We start from the raw sequence: 18,604 nt of genomic DNA on the forward strand, positions 1-18,604 counted from the left end.
GACCGAGGGCCCGGACCGCGATGGCGAGAGCGGTACGGGCCCTCCGGTGTGTCCCGCTCGGGTCCGGGACAGCCCTTAGGCGGCGGCCTTCTTGGCGCCGGAGAACGCGGCGATGGCCGCGATGACGAAGAAGAAGTAGGTGAGGAAGTTCGAGTCGGCCTTCCACGCCTCGTTCAGCAGGCCGAAGTGGTCGAAGAACAGCTCGGACACCGTGACCGGGAACTCCTTGGCCGCGATCATCGCCTCGCCGAGGAGCTGACCGAAGTAGACGGCGACCAGCGCGAAGACGGCGCTCACGACCGGCACGACGGGGTTCCGGCCGCCGACCTTGCCGGAGGCGAAGCCGACGACGAAGCCGACAGCCACGGCCGCGTAGCCGATTTCGTGCTTGGTGGTGCCGATGATCACGCCGTAGAGCGCCGCTGCGACGACGGCCGCGACGACGGCGGCGGCGATGCCGAGCCCGACATTGTTGCGCGCCGGCGGGGCCGGGGTGAACGGGGCGGGGGCGCCGTACGGAACGCCGGGCTGCTGACCCGCGAACGGGTTGCCGGGCTGCTGACCCGCGAACGGGACGCCGGGCTGCTGGCCGGCGTACGGGTTGCCGCCCTGGGGCTGGGCGCCGTAGGGCTGGTTCGGCGGTGGTACGGGCTGGTTCGGCGGTGGCACGGGCTGGCTCATGCTGGGTTCTCCCCCTGGGGACGTCTGCGCACTGGTGTGCGACGAGTGACGCCGCAGGCTAGCAGCCGGTTCCGACAACGGCCCACCGAAATCCTTGGGGGGACTGGGCCGAGGGGCCGTCATCAGAGCCGGTGGGCGGCTCCGGCGGGGGTCGCTCCGCGGGTGTCGAGGAGGAGTTGCGCCTTCACGGCGAGGCCCTGGAGGTCGTACGTACGGTGGTGCTGGAGCAGCACCGTGAGGTCCGCGCCGGCGGCGGCCTCGTAGAGCGAATCGGCGCGGGGGACGGGGAGTTCGCGTACGCGCCAGTCCAGGACGTGGGGGTCGTGGTAGCCGATCTGGGCGCCCATGTCCATCAGCCGGGTGGCGATCTCGCGGGCGGGGGACGCCTCCTGGTCGGCGAGGTCGGGCTTGTAGGTGACGCCGAGCAGGAGCACCCGGGCGCCCCGGACGGCCTTTCCGTGTTCGTTGAGGAGGGTGGCGCAGCGCTGGATCACGTACTGCGGCATCCGGTCGTTGATCTCCTGGGCCAGCGAGACCATCCGCAGCGGGGGGCCGGGGGTGCGGCTGTTGTACGGGAGGTGGCCCGGGTCGACCGGGGCGCCGTGGCCCCCGACGCCGGGGCCGGGGCGGAAGGGCTGGAAGCCGAAGGGTTTGGTCTCGGCGCACCGGATGACGTCCCAGAGGTCGACACCGAGGTCGTGGCAGAGCACCGCCATCTCGTTGACCAGGGCGATGTTGACGTGCCGGAAGTTGGTCTCCAGGACCTTGGTCATCTCGGCCTCGCGCGGGCCCCGGGCGCGGACGACCTTGTCGGTGAGCCGGCCGTAGAAGGCGGCGGCCGACTCGGTGCAGGCGGGGGTGAGGCCGCCGATGACCTTGGGGGTGCTGGCGTAGACGTGGGTGCGGTTACCGGGGTCAAGCCGGCTGGGGGAGTGGGCGAGGTGGAAGTCTCGCCCGCCGCGCAGCCCCGAGCCCTCTTCGAGGAGGGGGAGCAGGAAGTTCTCCGTGGTGCCGGGGGGTACCGCCGATTCGAGGAGCACGGTGGTGTGCGGGCGCAGCCGGGCGGCCAGGGCGCGGGCGGCGTCGCCGACGGCACTCAGGTCGAGGGTGCGGTCGGCGCCGAGCGGGGTCGGCGCGCAGATCACGGCGGTACGGACCCGGCCCAGCTCGGCCTGGTCGGTGGTGGGCCGGAACCCTCCGGAGAGCATCCGGCGCACTTCGGACGCGGAGAGTGATCCCTCGACCGGGGTACGGCCCGCCACGACCTCCGCGAAGGCCCGGGGGTCGGTGTCGTAGCCGATGGTCTGGATACCGGCGTGGACGGCGGCCTGGGCGAGGGGCAGGCCGAGGTGACCGAGTCCGATGACGGCGAGGTCTGCAGGCACGTGGATGGCCGTCCTTCCCTAAGACCATGAGAGCAGAAAGCGCAACCGCTGTGGACAGCGCAATGTCAGACTAGGCGTAAATATGACCTATATGTCGCATTGTGGGGCCCTTGTCGTCCGGGTGTTGTCCACAGGCGGTGGCTGAAGTCGCTGAGCGCGGACAGAATCGATCTGTGGGCACGGGTGCCGACCGCATGGTCGGGGCCGCGTTTCGTGCCGGACCACCCCGATCTACCGGGAGGCAGCAGTGAGGACAGCGACACTGGGACCCGCGCAGCGCGCCGAGGCGCTCGCCGCGATGGCCGAGCGCGAACTGGACGTGCTGGTCGTGGGGGCGGGCGTGGTCGGCGCCGGCACGGCGCTGGACGCGGTCACGAGAGGGCTCTCGACCGGCCTGGTCGAGGCGCGGGACTGGGCGTCCGGCACGTCGAGCAGGTCGAGCAAGCTGATCCACGGCGGGCTGCGCTATCTGGAGATGCTGGACTTCGCCCTGGTCAGAGAGGCGCTGAAGGAGCGCGGGCTGCTCCTCGAACGGCTCGCCCCGCACCTGGTGAAGCCGGTGCCCTTCCTCTACCCGTTGCAGCACAAGGGCTGGGAGCGGCTGTACGCAGGCTCCGGCGTCGCGCTGTACGACGCGATGTCCTTCTCCTCCGGGCACGGCCGGGGCCTGCCCGTGCACCGGCACCTCTCCCGCCGCCGGGCCCTGCGGGTCGCCCCGGCCCTGAAGCGGGACGCCCTGGTGGGGGCCCTGCAGTACTACGACGCCCAGATGGACGACGCCCGCTACGTGGCGACGCTGGTGCGCACCGCCGCCGGGTACGGCGCGCAGGTGGCGAACCGGGCCAAGGTGGTCGGCTTCCTCCGGGAGGGGGAACGGGTCGTCGGCGTCCGGGTGGAGGACGTCGAGGCGGGCGGTGAGTACGAGGTCAGGGCCAAACAGGTGGTCAACGCCACCGGCGTCTGGACGGACGACACCCAGTCGCTGATCGGCGAGCGCGGCCAGTTCCACGTCCGGGCCTCCAAGGGCATCCACCTGGTCGTCCCCAAGGACCGCATCCACTCCTCGACCGGCCTGATCCTGCGCACCGAGAAGTCCGTGCTCTTCGTCATCCCCTGGGGCCGGCACTGGATCGTGGGCACCACGGACACCGACTGGGACCTGGACAAGGCGCACCCGGCCGCCTCCAGCGCCGACATCGACTACCTGCTCGAACATGTCAACGCGGTCCTGTCCACGCCCCTGACCAGGGACGACGTCGAGGGCGTCTACGCCGGGCTGCGGCCCCTGCTGGCCGGTGAGTCGGACGCCACCAGCAAGCTGTCCCGCGAGCACACGGTGGCCCATCCGGTGCCCGGCCTCGTCGTCGTCGCGGGCGGCAAGTACACGACGTACCGGGTGATGGCCAAGGACGCCGTGGACGAGGCGGTGCACGGGCTCGACCAGCGGGTCGCCGCCTGTGTCACGGAGGACATCCCGCTGCTGGGCGCCGAGGGCTACCGCGCCCAGTGGAACGCGCGCGCCAGGATCGCCGCCCGCACCGGCCTCCACGTCGCCCGGGTGGAGCATCTGCTGAACCGGTACGGCTCGATGACCGAGGAGATCCTTGAGCTGATCGTCGCCGACCCCGCGATGGGCGAACCGCTGCCGGCCGCCGACGACTATCTGAAGGCCGAGATCGTGTACGCCGCCTCGCACGAGGGGGCCCGTCACCTCGACGACGTGCTGACCCGGCGGACCCGGATCTCCATAGAGACCTTCGACCGGGGCGCCCGCTCCGCCCGGCTCTGCGCGGAGCTGATGGCGCCGGTCCTCGGCTGGGACTCCGGTCAGATCGACCGGGAGGTCGCGCACTACGAGAAGCGGGTGGAGGCGGAACGCGAGTCGCAGCGCCAGCCGGACGACCTGACGGCGGACGCGGCGAGGCTGGGCGCGCCGGACATCGTGCCGCTCTGACGGGGGTCGGCCGGGGGCCGGGGGTCGGCCGGGGGCCGGGGCCGGGCTGGGCCTCGCGCCCGGTCCGGGCCCGCGCACCCCGGTCGGGGCTCGCGTCCGGTCGGGCCTTGCGTACCGGCCCCGGCCCCGCTTCCCGGTCGGGCCTTGCGTCCCCGTCCCGGGCCCCGCTTCCCGGTCGGGCCTTGCGTTCCCGTCCCGGGCCCCGCTTCCCGGTCGGGCCTTGCGTTCCCGTCCCGGGCCCCGCTTCCCGGTCGGGCCTTGCGTTCCGGCCCCGGGCCCCGCTTCCCGGTCGGGCCTTGCGTCCCCGTCCCGGGCCCCGGCGTGCCGCTCAGCTCGGGCAGAACTCCGCTTCCAGGAGCGCCGGTTCCAGCGTGTCCGCTTCGGCCAGGGTGTCCGTGTCGAAGCGGTAGGTCAGCGTGTGGCGGCCGTCGCGGGTGGCGGCGGTGCGGACATAACTGCCCGTGATGCGGCCGTTGTGGCCCCAGACGGTGACCCCGCAGGACAGCTGCTCCGGGAAGACGCCGAGGCCGTACAGCCCGTGCGTCGCCGAGGTGTCGAGCGCGGAGGTCAGCTGAGGGGGCATCAGCAGCCTTCCGCCCAGCAGGGCCGCGTAGAAGCGGTTCAGATCGGAGAGCGTGGAGATCAGCTCGCCCGCCGCGCCGGCGGTGCGCGGGTCGAGGGTGGTGGCGTCGGTGAGGTGGCCGTCCGACGGATCGCGCGTGTAGGCCCGGCCGTGCGGTGCGGGCAGGGTGGTGCGGCTGCCGGGCAGGGAGGTGCCGGTGAGGTGGAGGGGGCCGATGACGCGGCTGCGGATCTCGGTCGCGTAGGTGTGGCCGGTGACGCGGCGGACGACGAGGCCGAGGACGGCGTAATCGGTGTTGGAGTACGTGTAGGTGCCGGGTGCGGCCGTGGGGTGATGGGCCGTTGCCGTGCGGACCGCGGCCGAGGCGGAGAGGGGGTGCGCGGAGGTGTCGTCGGTGTAGTCGTAGAGGCCGCTGGTGTGGCTGAGCAGGGCGCGCAGGGTGATGCGGCGGCCGTCGTTGCCGTGACCCCGGATCAGCCCGGGCAGGAGGCGCTCGACCGTATCGGACAGCCGCAGCCTTTTCTCCCCGGCGAGTTGGAGGACGACGACGGCGACGAACGTCTTGGTGACGCTGCCTGCCCGGAACCGGTCCGCGTACCGGATGCCGGGGCCCGTCGAACGGTAGGTGTTCCGCGGCGCGGAGGAGGGGTCGTGCGCCAGAAGTGCCGCGTCGGGGGCGCCTCCCCGGGCGGTGAACCGGGGGAGGTAGGAGGCCGCGGGGGTGAGGTGTGATTCGCTGGGGAGGGGCCCCGTTCCGAGTCCGCACAACGCCAGCACCACCAGGGCGACGAGCGGTGCCCTGAGCATCGGCATGGCGGGATGTCCCTTCCTCGGCCGTGTCCCGAAGTCCCGCCCGGCCCGCGGCGTCTGGCGCGCGCACTCGCCGCGTTGTCGGAAACATCCGAGTACGTCCAGTACGAGGATGATCCTCCGCCTTGCGATCGCACGCACCGGACGCCGCGGGCCACGCCCTCCGGGCGTACGGCGGGACTTCGCGGACGCGGCCTCGGGCCCCATCATGACCGAGCCCGGACCCGGCACCAGGAGCGGTCCCGGGGTGAGGGACAATGAACGCTCTGCCAGGGCGGGTTGATCGCAGAGGGGACGCATGTCGGAGGCGGAGCAGGCACGGGAGCCCCAACGGGACAAGGACGGACGTCTCCTTGCGGGGCGGTACCGGCTCGGGGAGGTGCTCGGCCGGGGCGGTATGGGCACGGTCTGGCGTGCCGTCGACGAGACGCTGGGCCGCACGGTGGCGGTCAAGGAACTGCGGTTCCCCTCGGCCATCGACGAGGACGAGAAGCGCCGGCTGATCACGCGTACGCTGCGCGAGGCCAAGGCGATCGCGCGCATCCGCAACAACGGCGCGGTCACGGTCTACGACGTGGTCGACGAGGACGACCGGCCGTGGATCGTCATGGAACTCATCGAGGGCAAGTCGCTGGCCGAGGCGGTGCGCGAGGACGGTGTCCTGACGCCGAAACGTGCCGCCGAGGTCGGCCTCGCCATCCTCGACGTGCTGCGCTCGGCGCACCGCGAGGGCATTCTGCACCGCGACGTGAAGCCGTCCAACGTGCTGATCGCCGAGGACGGCCGGGTCGTGCTGACCGACTTCGGCATCGCGCAGGTCGAGGGCGACCCGTCCGTCACCTCCACGGGCATGCTCGTGGGCGCGCCCTCGTACATCTCGCCGGAGCGGGCGCGCGGGCACAAGCCGGGCCCGCCCGCCGACCTGTGGTCGCTGGGCGGGCTGCTGTACGCGAGCGTCGAGGGCTGCCCGCCGTACGACAAGGGCTCCGCCATCGCGACCCTGACCGCCGTGATGACCGAACCGCTCGACCCGCCGAAGAACGCGGGCCCGCTGGAGGAGGTCATCTACGGGCTGCTCGCCCGGGACCCCGAGCAGCGGCTCGACGACGCGGGGGCGCGCGCCCTGCTCAACGACGTGATCAGCTCCTTCGACCAGCCGGAGCGTCCGGCGCCGGCCCCGGCCGACGCCACGCAGGTCATGGCGCTGCCCAAGGGCGTCGCCGACGCCGGGGCGGCGAAGTCCGGTGAGACGGGCGAGGGCGCCCGCGACCGGTTGCGCGGCGCGCTGCGCTCCGTACGCAACGCCAAGTCGACGCCCGCCGCCGCTGCCGTCGCTGCCCCCGTCGTCGCACCGCCCGTCCCGGCCCGGCCCACCCCGGCCCCCGGCGCCGCCTCGCCCTCGGGGGCCGTACCGCCGCAGCGCCCGGCGTCCTCGCCGGTCACCGCACCCCGGGCGTCCCTCACGGACGTGGTGCCGCGCCGCACCCTGGCGATCATCGCGGCCGTCATCGTGCTCGCCGTCCTCGGCACGGTCCTCGCGCTCACGCTCGGCGGCGGCGACGACAAGCCGGCCGACGACGCCGGCGCGAAGAAGACCGGCGCGTCCGCGCCCGCCGGAACCCCCACCGCAGCCGGCTCCTCCGGGTCGGCCGACGCGGAACAGGGCAGCAGCGGCAAGGAGCAGGACGCGGGCAAGGACGGCAACGACGGCCAGGACGGGGACCAGGACAAGGGGGCGAAGGACGACGGCGACGACGGCGCGAAGGCCGACGAGGATGCCGACGCCCTGCCCGCCGGGTACCGCACGGTGGCGAACAAGCGGTTCCACTTCTCCATCGCCATGCCCAAGGGCTTCCGCTTCGACACCACCTCCGGCCAGGGCGCCGGCGCCATCTACAACGCCGACGGCGGCTTTCCCAGACTCCAGGTCGACTACACCGGTTCGCCCGGCGGCGACGCGGCAGCCGCCTGGAACGCCGCCCGGAGCGGGGTCGCCGGCTCCAGCACGAACTACCACCACCTCGGCATACAGAAGGTGCAGTACAACGGCTACCCGACCGTCGCCGACTGGCAGTTCGAGCGGACCCAGCACGGCCGGCGCGTCCGGGTGCTCAACCGCGGCTTCAAGGTCGACGGGAAGCACGGCTACGCGATCATGATCAGTTGCGAGGCGGACGAGTGGGACGGCAAGGAGTGCCGGACGCTGCGCGAGACGGCGTTCGGATCGTTCGAGCCGGTCGACTGAGGCGGCCGGGCTCGGGCCGACGGCGGCCTGCGGGTGCGGTCGCCGGGCCGGGTTGCGCCGACCCGGCCGCGCGGCCGCCGCAGGACACGTATGGTGAGAGCCCGTAGACCGTACGCAGCCGAAACGGGCAGTCAATTGCACCGCAAGTGACTGTGATTGACGGATTCGGTGCGGTCTGGGTGACCGGGGGACAGCGCGCTCTGGGGAGGCGTCGTGGACGACTACGCGGGTCGGGTACTTGCCGACCGCTACCGCCTTCCCCTGCCTCCGTCCGACGCGTACGAACTGGCCGAGACCCGGGCCTTCGACACCTACAGCGGCCAGGAGGTCCTGGTCCGTCAGGTGCCGCTGCCCGAGGTCGTGGACGCGGAGGTCGTCGAGGGCGACGGCCGGACGTCCCCCGTGCCGCGCACCGGCGGGCGCGCGGTCCGGCGGTCCACCGAGCCGGCCGTGCGGCGCGCCATCGAGGCCGCCCAGGCGGCGGCCCAGGTCCCCGACCACCCACGGCTCGACCAGGTCTTCGACGTGTTCGCGGAGGCGGGCTCGCTCTGGATAGTGAGCGAACTGGTCGCGTCCCGCCCGCTGGCCGCCCTGCTCGCGGAGCGCCCGCTCAACCCGTACCGGGCCGCCGAGATCGGCTCCGACGTGCTGACGGCGCTGCGCGTGCTGCACGCCCATGGCTGGACCCACCGCAACATCACCGTGCGCACGGTGCTCGTCTGCGACGACGGGCGGGTCGTCCTGACCGGTCTTGCGGCCGGGGCGGCCGAGGAGGCGCTGTGCGGTTACAGCCCGGTGCCGCGCCCCGACGACGAGGAGCCGGACGAGGGCGGGTACGGCGGCCCCGCCATCGAGTCCGGTCCCACCGGCCCTTACGTGGCGCCCGCGGCCGGTCCGGAGCCCTCAGATCCGTACGCGCCCAGCGAACCCGGCCGGCTCCCGGCCTCCCGGGGCCCCGCCGCGATCGAGTCGGCACCCGGCGACGAACCGGCGCCGCCGTATGGCGGCGAACCGATGCCCCCGTACGGCGGCGAGACGGACACCGCGCGCCGGCCGGTGCCGCCCGCCGGCCTGCCCGTGCCCGCCGCCGGAGCGGACAGCGCCGCCCACGCCAGGGCAGCGCGGGCCGGGGCCATCGCCGCGTACCGGGCCGGCGCCCGCGCCGCCGCCCGCATCAGCGAGGAGGGACGCCGCGCGGGCGGGCGAGGCACGGGAACCCCCCCGACCGGGCGCCCCGCGCTCCCGCAGCCCCCGGACGCGGACGACGCGCGCGGGCCCGAACGCGCGCCCGACGCCTGGCCCGCGCTCCCGCAGCCTCCCGGGGGAGACGAGCCGCCCGGCGCGGGAGCCACACCCGGCGGCGCGCACTCGGCGCACCGGCAACTGCCCGACGCGGACGACGCGCGCGGCTCCGAGCCCGCGCCTGACGCCTGGCCCGCCCTTCCGCAGCCCTCCGGCCGAGACGAGGCAGCGCGCGGCTCGGAGCCGGCGCCTGACGCCTGGCCCGTGCTTCCGCAGCCCTCCGGCCGAGACGAGGCAGCGCGCGGCTCGGAGCCGGCGCCGGACGCCTGGCCCGTGCTCCCGCAGCCCGGCGGCGAGGAGCGTGACGCCGGTGGCGGACGTGCCCCGCACACCGCGCCCCGGCAGGCGCTCCCGCAGTTGCCCGGGGGCTGGGTGCGCGGGCCCGAGGTGCAGGAGCCGCACGACGCCTATCCGTACGACGACGATGACGCGGACGACGAGGACGACGAGGACGACGAGGACGACGACGGTGGGCAGGTTCCGCCCCGGCGGCTGCACCTGACCGGTTCCTGGGACGACGGGCCCGGCTCCGGGCGGCCCGTGCCCGCCGGCGGGTCCGGCGAGGACGCCCTGCGCGCCGATGCCGCCCGGCGGGGCCCCGCGTCCGAACCGCCCCCGGCCGGTTCCGGCGCCCCGTCCGGGCGCTGGGACGACGTCGTCGCCCCGGACCAGGACAGCTCCGCCTACCGGGGCCCCGCCACCGCACTCGCCGCCGAGCGGGCCCGGCAGGCGCGGATCGCCGTCGTCGGCGCGGTCACGGAGCGCTGGGCGCCCGAACAGGCCGGACCCGTCCACGGGAACTGGCAGCTGGCCCCGCCCATCGGCCCCGCCACCGACCTGTGGGCCCTGGGCGCGCTGCTCTACCGCGCCGTCCAGGGGCACGCCCCCTACCCCGAGGACAGCGCCCCCGAACTCGTCCAGATGGTCTGCGGTGAACCGCCCGCCTTCGCCGAGGAGTGCGGCCCGCTGCGCCCGGTCGTCGAGTCGCTGCTGCGCCAGGACGCCACCGAGCGGCCCGACGTCGAGGAGCTGAGCGGCTGGCTGCGCTCCCTCGTACGCTCGGCGCCGGAACCGGAGGCCGGGCTCGACGTCGTGACGCTGCCCGCCGAGGACACCACACGGCTGCCCGTCGTACGCCGTCGCGGCGAGCTCGTCCGCAAGCGGCGCGGCCGGCGCGGCGGATCGGCGCACGGCCGGCACCGCCACACCGGGGAGGCCGTGGACCGCACCGCCGTCACGCACCACGAGCCGAGGCTGAGAGCGCCCCGCGAGCCCAAGGGCCCCAAGGCGCTGCGCACCCCGCCACGCCCGCCGCAGGGTGGGGAGCGGGCGCCGCGCCGGCTGGGCAGGCTGCTGCTCGTCGTGATCCTGCTGGCGCTCGTCGCGGTGATCGCGTACGCGGTGATGTTCATGCCCAGGTCCGACGCGGACAACGGGACCGGCGCCGCCCCCTCCCGTACCGCCTCGGCGCCCCCCGCCTCCGCGACGCCCGACCCGACGCCGAGTGGGTCGAAGGAGCCGGCACCGGCCAAGTCCTCGGGGGCGAAGCAGCCGCAGACGAGCCGTTCCGCCGCCGCGCTCGCGGCCGGCTACACGCTGCGCGAGGACGCCGAGGGCTTCGAGGTCGGCGTCCCCAAGGGCTGGCAGCGCAGCCCGGCCAACGCCGAGCGCCAGGTCCGCTACGGCAGCGACGGCTTCAGCGTGCTGATCGTCCCCGGGCGCGACACCGCCAAGGCCAACGGCAGCGACCCGCTGGACTACCAGCGGGACAAGGAGCCGGAGTTGAAGCCGTTCCGCGACTCCAGCTGGTCGTCGGCGAGCGGGCTGCGCCGCACCGACGTGGGCCGACAGGCCATGGCGGAGGGGCAGTTCACCTGGCAGGACGGCAACGGCCGCGAGGTCTACGTCCGCAACCTCGTGATGCTCGTCGCCGGCCGCTACCACGTCCTCCAGGTCATCGGCCCGGAGGACCAGCGCGACCGGGTCACCGAGATCTACCAACAGGCCAGCGTCTCCTACCGCGTGACGGGCTGACGCCCCGGGGGGCCGTCGCCGGGCGACAAGCATCACAGTGCGGTCTCGTGGGCGATGCGAGGTTCCGTGGCCGCGCGTCCGATCCGTAACCTGTCTTCCGAAGCAACGGGGGCGGGGAACACGTGGATGGATCGCAGGGCACGGAGGCGGGACTGCTGCTGGCCGGGAGGTACCGGCTGGGCGACGTCCTCGGGCGCGGGGGCATGGGCAAGGTGTGGCGGGCCCACGACGAGGTGCTGCACCGCACCGTGGCCGTCAAGGAGTTGACCGCAGGTCTCTACGTCACCGACGCGGACCGGCTCGTACTGCACGCCAGGACCCAGAAGGAGGCCCGTGCGGCGGCCCGCATCACCCACCCCGGTGTCGTCACCGTCCACGACGTCGTCGAGTACGACAACCGGCCGTGGATCGTCATGCAGTACGTCGACGGCCCGTCGCTCGCCGACCGGGCGAAGGAGACCGGCGAGGTCGAGGCGCGCGAGGCCGCCAGGATCGGGCTGCACGTGCTGGGCGCGCTGCGCGCCGCGCACGAGGCCGGGGTGCTGCACCGCGATGTGAAGCCGGGCAACGTGCTGCTCGCCCGGGACGGCCGGGTCCTGCTCACCGACTTCGGGATCGCCGCGATAGAGGGCGACTCCACCATCACCAGGACCGGTGAGATCGTCGGCTCCATCGACTACCTGGCGCCCGAGCGGGTACGCGGTGGCGACCCCGGCCCGGCGTCCGACCTGTGGTCGCTGGGCGCCACGCTGTACACGGCGGTCGAGGGGCGTTCGCCGTTCCGCCGGACCTCCCCGATATCGACCATGCAGGCCGTCGTCACCGAGGAGGCGCCGCCGCCCGCCAGGGCCGGGGCGCTTGCCCCCGTCATCACCGCGCTGCTGCGCAAGGACCCGGAGGACCGGCCGTCGGCGGCGGACACCGAGCGGATGCTGCTGGAGGCCATGGAGGGCCGCAAGCCCCGGGCCGCCCAGGCCTTCGTCCCGACCCAGCAGGTCTCCGAGGAGATGCTGCGCGGGGGCACCGCCGTGCTGCCGCAACCCGGGCCCGTCGTGCCGCCCACGCCCGTACCGGCACCCGCTCCCGCCGCTCGCCGCAGCCGGTGGCGCACGACCGTCCTGGTCATCGCCCTGGCCGCACTGCTCGGCGGCGGCGCGGGGATCGCCGCGATGATGTACGCGCACCGCACGGAGGCCGCCGTCACCGCGGACGGTGGCGGCACGGCCTCCCACGGCACCCGCACCCCGGGGCCTGCCACCCCGACGCCCACGCCCACCCCCACGCCCACCGACTCGTCCTCGTCGGAGGCGGCGACGCAGGGCGTGCCGGACGGCTGGCGGCGGGTGCAGGACCCCGCCGGGTTCAGCGTCTTCATGCCGGACGGCTGGGAGCGCCGGGTGGAGGGCACCAACATCGACTACACCCCGGACAACGGCGTGCACTACTTCCGGGTCAGCGTCGACCCGGCCCCCGACTTCGACAACTCCTACGACCACATGCTCGAACTGCAGACGGCGCTCAGCAAGCGGCTGCCGCAGTACGTGAACCTGGAGCTGAACTCCAACGTCTACCGCGACTGCCCGGGGTCCGTCTGGGAGTTCACCTGGACCGAGAAGAACGGCGAGGCGCGGCACGCCATCGACCAGATGTACTTCGCCAAGGAGGGCGGCCCGGAGTACGCGCTCTACATGACGGGCCCGGCGGACGACTGGGACAACACCCGGGACCGGTTCAACGCGATGCTGCGCAGCTGGCGCGCCCCGGCCGACACCGACTGACCCGCCCGGCCACCGGGACCGGCCAGAGGTGGCGGATAGCCCCTGATCAGGGCTTATGCCGCCAGTGATCACTGGCTCGGTCGGCGGGTGGGTGGCGGGACTCCGGGAGAGACGGTGAAAAGCTGTTACCCACGGGTACCCAAAGCCTTCCGGCCGACGTACTCTCGGCCTCATGACGGACTCGCAGGCCCTCACGTCCACCTCCGCCGCCGCTGCCGGCACCAACCCCGTGGCCGCCGCGCCCGCGGGCGTGCGCACGGCCGCCGACGTCGTGACGCCCGAGGTGATCGCCCAGCTGACGCGCGGCGTCGTCGGCTCCGGCCGCACCGCCAACCACACGCCCTTCACCGGCGAGAAGCTGGCCGACCTGCCGGAGTCCACCCCCGAGGACGTGGCGACCGCCTTCGAGCGGGCGCGCGCCGCCCAGCCCGCCTGGGCCGCCCTGCCGGTCCGGCACAGGGCCGCGGTGCTCCTGCGCTTCCACGACCTCGTCATCGGCCGCCAGTCCGAGGTCCTCGACCTCATCCAGCTGGAGACCGGCAAGGCCCGTCTGCACGCCCACGAGGAGGTGCAGGCGGTCGCCGTCGCCGCCCGGCACTACGGGCGCAAGGCCTCCGCCTACCTGAAACCGAAGCGGCACACCGGTGTCGTACCGACGCTCACCAAGGTCACCGAGCTGCGCCAGCCGCGCGGGGTGGTCGGCCAGATCGCCCCGTGGAACTACCCCTTCGAGCTGTCCGTCGGTGACGCGCTGCCCGCCTTCGTCTCCGGCAACGCCGTGGTGATGAAGCCCGACACGGAGACCGCGCTGACCGCCCTGTGGGCGCGCGACCTCCTGATCGAGGCGGGGCTCCCGGCCGAGGTCTTCCAGGTCGTCCTGGGGGAGGGCCCGGTCGTCGGCCCCGAGGTCGTCAAGCACGCCGACTACGTCTCGTTCACCGGTTCCACCCGCACCGGCCGCGAGGTCGCCCAGGGCGCGGCGGCCCGGCTCGTCGGCGTCTCGCTGGAGCTCGGCGGCAAGAACGCCATGCTGGTCCTGGAGGACGCCGACGTAGAGAAGGCCGCCGCCGGCGCCGTCCGCGCCTGCTTCTCCTCCGCCGGCCAGCTCTGCATCTCCATCGAGCGGCTGTACGTCCACGAGTCCGTCGCCGACGCCTTCGTGGAGCGGTTCGCCGCCCGTACCAAGGCGATGTGGCTCGGCAACTCCCTCGCGTACGGCGCCGACATGGGCTCGCTGGTGGGCGAACGGCAGCTGGAGACCGTCAGCCGGCATGTCGCGGAGGCCGTCGAGAAGGGCGCCAGACTCGTCGCCGGCGGGGTCGCCCGCCCCGACATCGGCCCCCTCTTCTACGAGCCGACGATCCTGGACGGCGTCGAGGCCCCCATGGCGGTCTGCACCGAGGAGACCTTCGGCCCGGTCGTCTCGATCTACCGCTTCCGCGACGAGGACGAGGTTGTCGCGCTGGCCAACGCCACCCCGTACGGCCTCAATTCGAGCGTCTGGACCAAGGACGGCCGGCGCGGTCACCGGGTCGCCGCCCGGCTGCGCACCGGCACGGTCAACATCAACGAGGGGTACGCCCCCGCGTACGGCAGCGTGCAGTCCCCGATGGGCGGCATGAAGGACTCCGGTCTCGGCCGCCGCCACGGCTCCGAGGGCATCCTCAAGTACACCGAGGCCCAGACCGTCGCCCAGCAGCGGCTGATCCCGCTCGCCCCGTCCTTCGGGATGGACGACGAGAAGTACGCGGCGTTCATGAGCCGCAGCCTGAAGGCGATGAAGGCGTTCCGCCTGCGCTGAACCCCCGTCCGGGCAGGGGGTGGGGCGTTCCGCCCGGGCCGAACCTCCGCCCCCGCCCGCACCACTTCTGTCCTTTTCGTACCGAGGAGTGCCATGTCCCAGGACAGCCATGCCCAGAATCAGGACCGGCCGGCCGGCGGCGCCGACGACGACGCCGCGTACGACTACGACGTGATCGTCGTCGGTTCGGGCTTCGGCGGTGCGGTCTCGGCGCTGCGGCTGAGCGAGAAGGGGTACCGGGTCGGCGTCCTGGAGGCGGGCCGCCGCTTCACCCCGGGCACCCTGCCCAAGAACTCCTGGGACCTGAAGAACTACCTCTGGGCCCCCGCCCTCGGCCTCTTCGGCATCCAGCGCGTGCACCTGCTCGGCAAGGTGATGGTGCTGGCCGGCGCAGGGGTCGGCGGCGGCTCGCTCAACTACGCCAACACGCTGTACGTGCCCCCGGCCCCGTTCTTCGAGGACCGGCAGTGGGCGCACATCACCGACTGGCAGGACGAGCTGAGGCCGTACTACGACCAGGCCAGGCGGATGCTCGGGGTCCGGCTCAACCCGACGACGACCCCCTCCGACGTCCACCTCAAGGCGACCGCCGAGGCCATGGGGGTCGGCGACACCTTCCACCTGGCCCCGGTCGGCGTCTTCTTCGGTGACGGCGAGGACGCCGACGGCACGGCGAGGGCGAAGCCCGGCGGCACGGTCGCCGACCCCTACTTCGGCGGCGCGGGCCCGGCGCGCAAGGCGTGCACCGAGTGCGGCGAGTGCATGACGGGCTGCCGCCACGGCGCGAAGAACACCCTCAACGAGAACTACCTCCACCTCGCCGAGAAGGCCGGCGCGGTCATCCACCCCATGACCTCGGTCCTAGGCGTCACCGACCACCCCGACGGCGGCTACCGCGTCTCCACCGTGCCCACCGACCGCCGCCGGAAGGCCGCGCCGACCGTGCTGCGCGCCCGCGAGGTGGTCGTGGCGGCGGGCACGTACGGCACCCAGACCCTGCTGCACACGATGAAGGACAAGGGACTGCTGCCCCGGCTCTCGGCCCGGCTGGGCGAGCTGACCCGGACCAACTCCGAGGGGCTGGTCGGCGCGCAGACCTCCGACCGCCGCTACCGCAGGAAGCACGGTACGAAGCCCGACTTCACCAAGGGTGTCGCCATCACCTCGTCCATCCACCCCGACGAGAACACCCACATCGAGCCGGTTCGCTACGGCAAGGGCTCCAACGCCATGGGCGGCATGACCATCCTCCAGGTCCCCTTCAGCACCCACCGGGTCCTCGCCTGGTTCGGGAACCTGGCCAAGCACCCCACGCTCGCCGTGCGGTCGCTCTCCAACCGGCGCTGGTCGGAACGGACCATCATCGGCCTCGTCATGCAGTCGCTCGACAACTCCCTGACCGCCTACCGCAAGCCGCGCGGCATCGGCAAGGGCCTGCTCACCGCCCGCCAGGGCCACGGCGCGCCCAACCCGACCCAGATCGCCGAGGCGACCCTGAGCGCCTCGCTGCTCGCCGACGAGATCAACGGCTTCCCCGGCTCCAACATAGGCGAGCTGATGGGCACCCCGCTCACCGCCCACTTCCTCGGCGGCTGCCCGATCGGCGCCAGTGCGGACGAGGGCGTCATCGACCCCTACCACCGGTTGTTCGGGCACCCGGGTATCTCGGTGGTCGACGGCTCGGCGGTCTCCGCCAACCTCGGCGTCAACCCCTCGCTGACGATCACCGCGCAGGCGGAACGCGCCATGTCCTTCTGGCCCAACAAGGGCGAGCGCGACCCGCGCCCGGCGCAGGGCGAGGCGTACGAGCGGCTGGCGGCGGTCGAGCCGCAGGCACCGGCCGTCCCGAAGGAGGCGTTCGGCGCGCTGAGGCTGCCGTTCCTGGGGATACCCGCGGTGCCGCCGAAGAAGGAGTCGGCCGACAAGGCGTAGAGGGCTGGCGTAGAAGGCCTCAAGGAAGCCCGAGGACAGCAGAAGGGGCTGCACCCCCCTCCAAGTGCAGCCCCTCACGCTGTAACCGGTCCGTCGCACAACAACCGACAACCGGTGTTCCGCATGCATGACCTGCCGGACGCCCCGATGGTTGTCCCCGTACTGATGAAATCCTTATGTGAGGTGGATCACTCCGGTCGGCGTACCCGATCCGTGATCTGATCCCGCGCAACTTTTCCCGCCCGCCCCAGGTCGTACCCATGTCGCTGCCACAGCGGTCACAGCTCCCGACGACCCCAGAGGGCCCGAGATGAGAAGCACGACCCCGAGAGCCGCGTTCCGCCGCTTCGCAGGCGTGGTCGCCTCGGCCGGCCTGCTGGCCGCCGGTACGCTCGCGCTGGGCGGACCGGCCCGGGCGGCCGTCCCCGAGTTCACGCTCGGCGGTCCCGCCGACACGGCCCTGCACCCGTACCCGGCCACGGGCACCCCGCAGAAGGCGACCCTGGGCCTCACGGTCACCAATCCGTCCGAGGACGAGGAGAACGGCGTCCTCGACGGCGAGTACACCGTCCGCTTCGACTTCAGCAAGCTCGCCGGTGTCGCGGACGTGTCCTTCGGTGAGGACGGCGGCCTCGACTGCGAGCGGACCGGGACGACCGCCGTCTGCCACGACTACGGGATCTGGCCCGGCCTGAGCACCCTCGCCGAACTCGACGTCAGCGCCGCCGAGGGCAGCGAGGACGGCGACACCGGCACCCTCGCGGTCACGGCGGAGGCGGAGGGAGCCACCTTCCGGGCGTTCACCGCGCGCGTCTCCATCGGCGGGCCCGACCTGTCGATGAAGCGGCTGCCGTTGAGGACGGAGCTGAAGCCCGGGGACAGCCAGCCGGTGCCCATCACCTTCACCAACAACGGCACCCGCGCCGCCCAGGGCGTCCTGCTCACCCTGCGCAACACCCGGGGCATGGAGTTCACCGAGCGGTACCAGAACTGCGAGTACAGCGAGGACGACCTGGGCTTCGGCAGCCCCGGCGCCTGGTCCACCGCCCTGTGCACCTTCCCGGGCAGCTACGAGCCCGGCGCCACCTACACGCTGGCCGAGCCGCCCGTGATCCGGGCCACCGAGCGCGCGTACTACGACTCGTTCCTCTACCGCGTCGCCGAGGACGGCACCGACGCCCGCGCGTCGCTGAGGGCCGGCGCCCGGTTCAGCCCCGGCAAGGGCGCCGCGCTCGCCCTGCGCAAGAGCCCCGCGGTCCGCTCGGCCGACCTCGACCCCGACGACAACCAGCAGGACGTCGACTTCCACACGGCCAACAGCGCCGACTTCGCGGCCTACGGCGACAAGGCCCGGGGCGCCGCCGGCGACACGGTCGACGTGACCGTCGGCTTCCGCAACCGGGGGCCCGCCTGGATCGGGTACATCCGCTCCGGCGAGGACGTCGCCACCGTCGACATCACCGTGCCCGAGGGCGCCTCGGTCCTCTCCGGGCCGGCCACCTGCCGGGGGGTGACCAAGGACGGGCAGTACCGCGAGAACCAGAAGGCGGCCCCGCGCTACTTCTGCTCCACGCCGATGTCCGTACGCGAGGACGCGGACTTCGCCCTCCCCTTCCGGCTGAAGATCGACAAGGTCGTCGCGGGGGCCTCCGGCAACGTCGTGGTCCGCAACACCTTCCTCCAGGACCCCGCGCTGCCCTTCGACCCGAAGCCCGCGAACAACACCGCGTCCCTGGTGCTCAACGGCGAGGACCCCGGCGCCACGACGGGCGGGTCCACCTCGGGCGGCTCGACGGCCACGGGCGGCTCCACCGGAGGCTCGGGGGACACCGGCGCGACCGGCTCCGCCTCGGCCGGCTCGTCCTCGACCGGCACCACCGGCACCACCGGCACGACGGGCTCCGGCTCCGGCGACGGCACCGGCGGGGCGCTCGCCTCCACCGGGACCGTCGCGCTCACGGCGTCCGGCGCGGCCCTCGTCGCGCTGCTCGCGGGCGGTGCCCTCTTCACGGTCGCCCGCCGACGCGCCACCCGCTGAAGCGGCACCCGTAGAAGCCGTAGCGGCACACGAGAAGCTGAAGCGGTGCACGAGAAGCTGG

10 protein-coding genes are annotated in these 18,604 nt (G+C 73.5%); 7 read left to right on the forward strand and 3 right to left on the reverse strand.

From position 1 onward, the window contains the following. Positions 1-75: 75 nt before the first annotated feature. Positions 76-681 (reverse strand): hypothetical protein, encoded by a 606-nt coding sequence (locus E6P78_RS12255; RefSeq protein WP_136203590.1) that lies wholly within the window; start codon positions 679-681, stop codon positions 76-78. A 122-nt stretch (positions 682-803) separates the two neighbouring features. Beyond that, positions 804-2,066: a nucleotide sugar dehydrogenase gene (locus E6P78_RS12260; RefSeq protein ID WP_136203591.1), complete on the reverse strand. Its 1,263-nt coding sequence runs from the start codon at positions 2,064-2,066 to the stop codon at positions 804-806. 247 nt (positions 2,067-2,313) lie between these two features. On the opposite strand from E6P78_RS12260, the gene E6P78_RS12265 reads away from it, so the two are divergent. Beyond that, a complete protein-coding gene (locus E6P78_RS12265; RefSeq protein ID WP_136203592.1) occupies positions 2,314-4,020 on the forward strand; it encodes a glycerol-3-phosphate dehydrogenase/oxidase in 1,707 nt (568 codons plus the stop codon). A 328-nt stretch (positions 4,021-4,348) separates the two neighbouring features. On the opposite strand, the gene E6P78_RS12270 is transcribed toward E6P78_RS12265, so the two are convergent. Further along, positions 4,349-5,416: a serine hydrolase domain-containing protein gene (locus tag E6P78_RS12270; RefSeq protein WP_206307795.1), complete on the reverse strand. Its 1,068-nt coding sequence runs from the start codon at positions 5,414-5,416 to the stop codon at positions 4,349-4,351. Positions 5,417-5,711: 295 nt separating this feature from the next. On the opposite strand from E6P78_RS12270, the gene E6P78_RS12275 reads away from it, so the two are divergent. The 6 genes from E6P78_RS12275 (at position 5,712) to E6P78_RS12300 (ending at position 18,543) form a co-directional block, all read left to right on the forward strand. Continuing rightward, positions 5,712-7,658 carry a serine/threonine-protein kinase gene (locus E6P78_RS12275; protein WP_136203593.1) on the forward strand — a complete coding sequence of 649 codons (1,947 nt, stop codon included), beginning with the start codon at positions 5,712-5,714 and terminating at the stop codon, positions 7,656-7,658. 213 nt (positions 7,659-7,871) lie between these two features. Next, positions 7,872-10,994: a protein kinase gene (locus tag E6P78_RS12280; RefSeq protein WP_136203594.1), complete on the forward strand. Its 3,123-nt coding sequence runs from the start codon at positions 7,872-7,874 to the stop codon at positions 10,992-10,994. Positions 10,995-11,116: 122 nt separating this feature from the next. Beyond that, positions 11,117-12,772, forward strand: a complete 1,656-nt coding sequence (locus tag E6P78_RS12285; RefSeq protein ID WP_240799167.1) for a serine/threonine-protein kinase — start codon at positions 11,117-11,119, stop codon at positions 12,770-12,772. A gap of 172 nt (positions 12,773-12,944) precedes the next feature. After that, positions 12,945-14,573 (forward strand): succinic semialdehyde dehydrogenase, encoded by a 1,629-nt coding sequence (locus tag E6P78_RS12290; RefSeq protein ID WP_136203595.1) that lies wholly within the window; start codon positions 12,945-12,947, stop codon positions 14,571-14,573. A gap of 93 nt (positions 14,574-14,666) precedes the next feature. Beyond that, positions 14,667-16,505 carry a GMC family oxidoreductase gene (locus tag E6P78_RS12295; protein WP_136203596.1) on the forward strand — a complete coding sequence of 613 codons (1,839 nt, stop codon included), beginning with the start codon at positions 14,667-14,669 and terminating at the stop codon, positions 16,503-16,505. Positions 16,506-16,815: 310 nt separating this feature from the next. Beyond that, positions 16,816-18,543 carry a peptidase gene (locus E6P78_RS12300; protein ID WP_136203597.1) on the forward strand — a complete coding sequence of 576 codons (1,728 nt, stop codon included), beginning with the start codon at positions 16,816-16,818 and terminating at the stop codon, positions 18,541-18,543. Positions 18,544-18,604 lie beyond the last annotated feature (61 nt).

This window comes from Streptomyces sp. A0958 (genome assembly GCF_004795035.1).
In the GTDB taxonomy this organism is placed as follows: Bacteria; Actinomycetota; Actinomycetes; order Streptomycetales; family Streptomycetaceae; genus Streptomyces.

Excerpts from the sequence above, each read along its gene's own strand:
- E6P78_RS12255 (WP_136203590.1), bottom strand. The coding sequence starts at position 681 with ATGAGCCAGCCCGTGCCACCGCCGAACCAGCCCGTACCACCGCCGAAC.
- E6P78_RS12270 (WP_206307795.1), bottom strand. The coding sequence starts at position 5,416 with ATGCCGATGCTCAGGGCACCGCTCGTCGCCCTGGTGGTGCTGGCGTTG.
- E6P78_RS12275 (WP_136203593.1), top strand. The coding sequence starts at position 5,712 with ATGTCGGAGGCGGAGCAGGCACGGGAGCCCCAACGGGACAAGGACGGA.
- E6P78_RS12290 (WP_136203595.1), top strand. The coding sequence starts at position 12,945 with ATGACGGACTCGCAGGCCCTCACGTCCACCTCCGCCGCCGCTGCCGGC.
- E6P78_RS12295 (WP_136203596.1), top strand. The coding sequence starts at position 14,667 with ATGTCCCAGGACAGCCATGCCCAGAATCAGGACCGGCCGGCCGGCGGC.
- E6P78_RS12300 (WP_136203597.1), top strand. The coding sequence starts at position 16,816 with ATGAGAAGCACGACCCCGAGAGCCGCGTTCCGCCGCTTCGCAGGCGTG.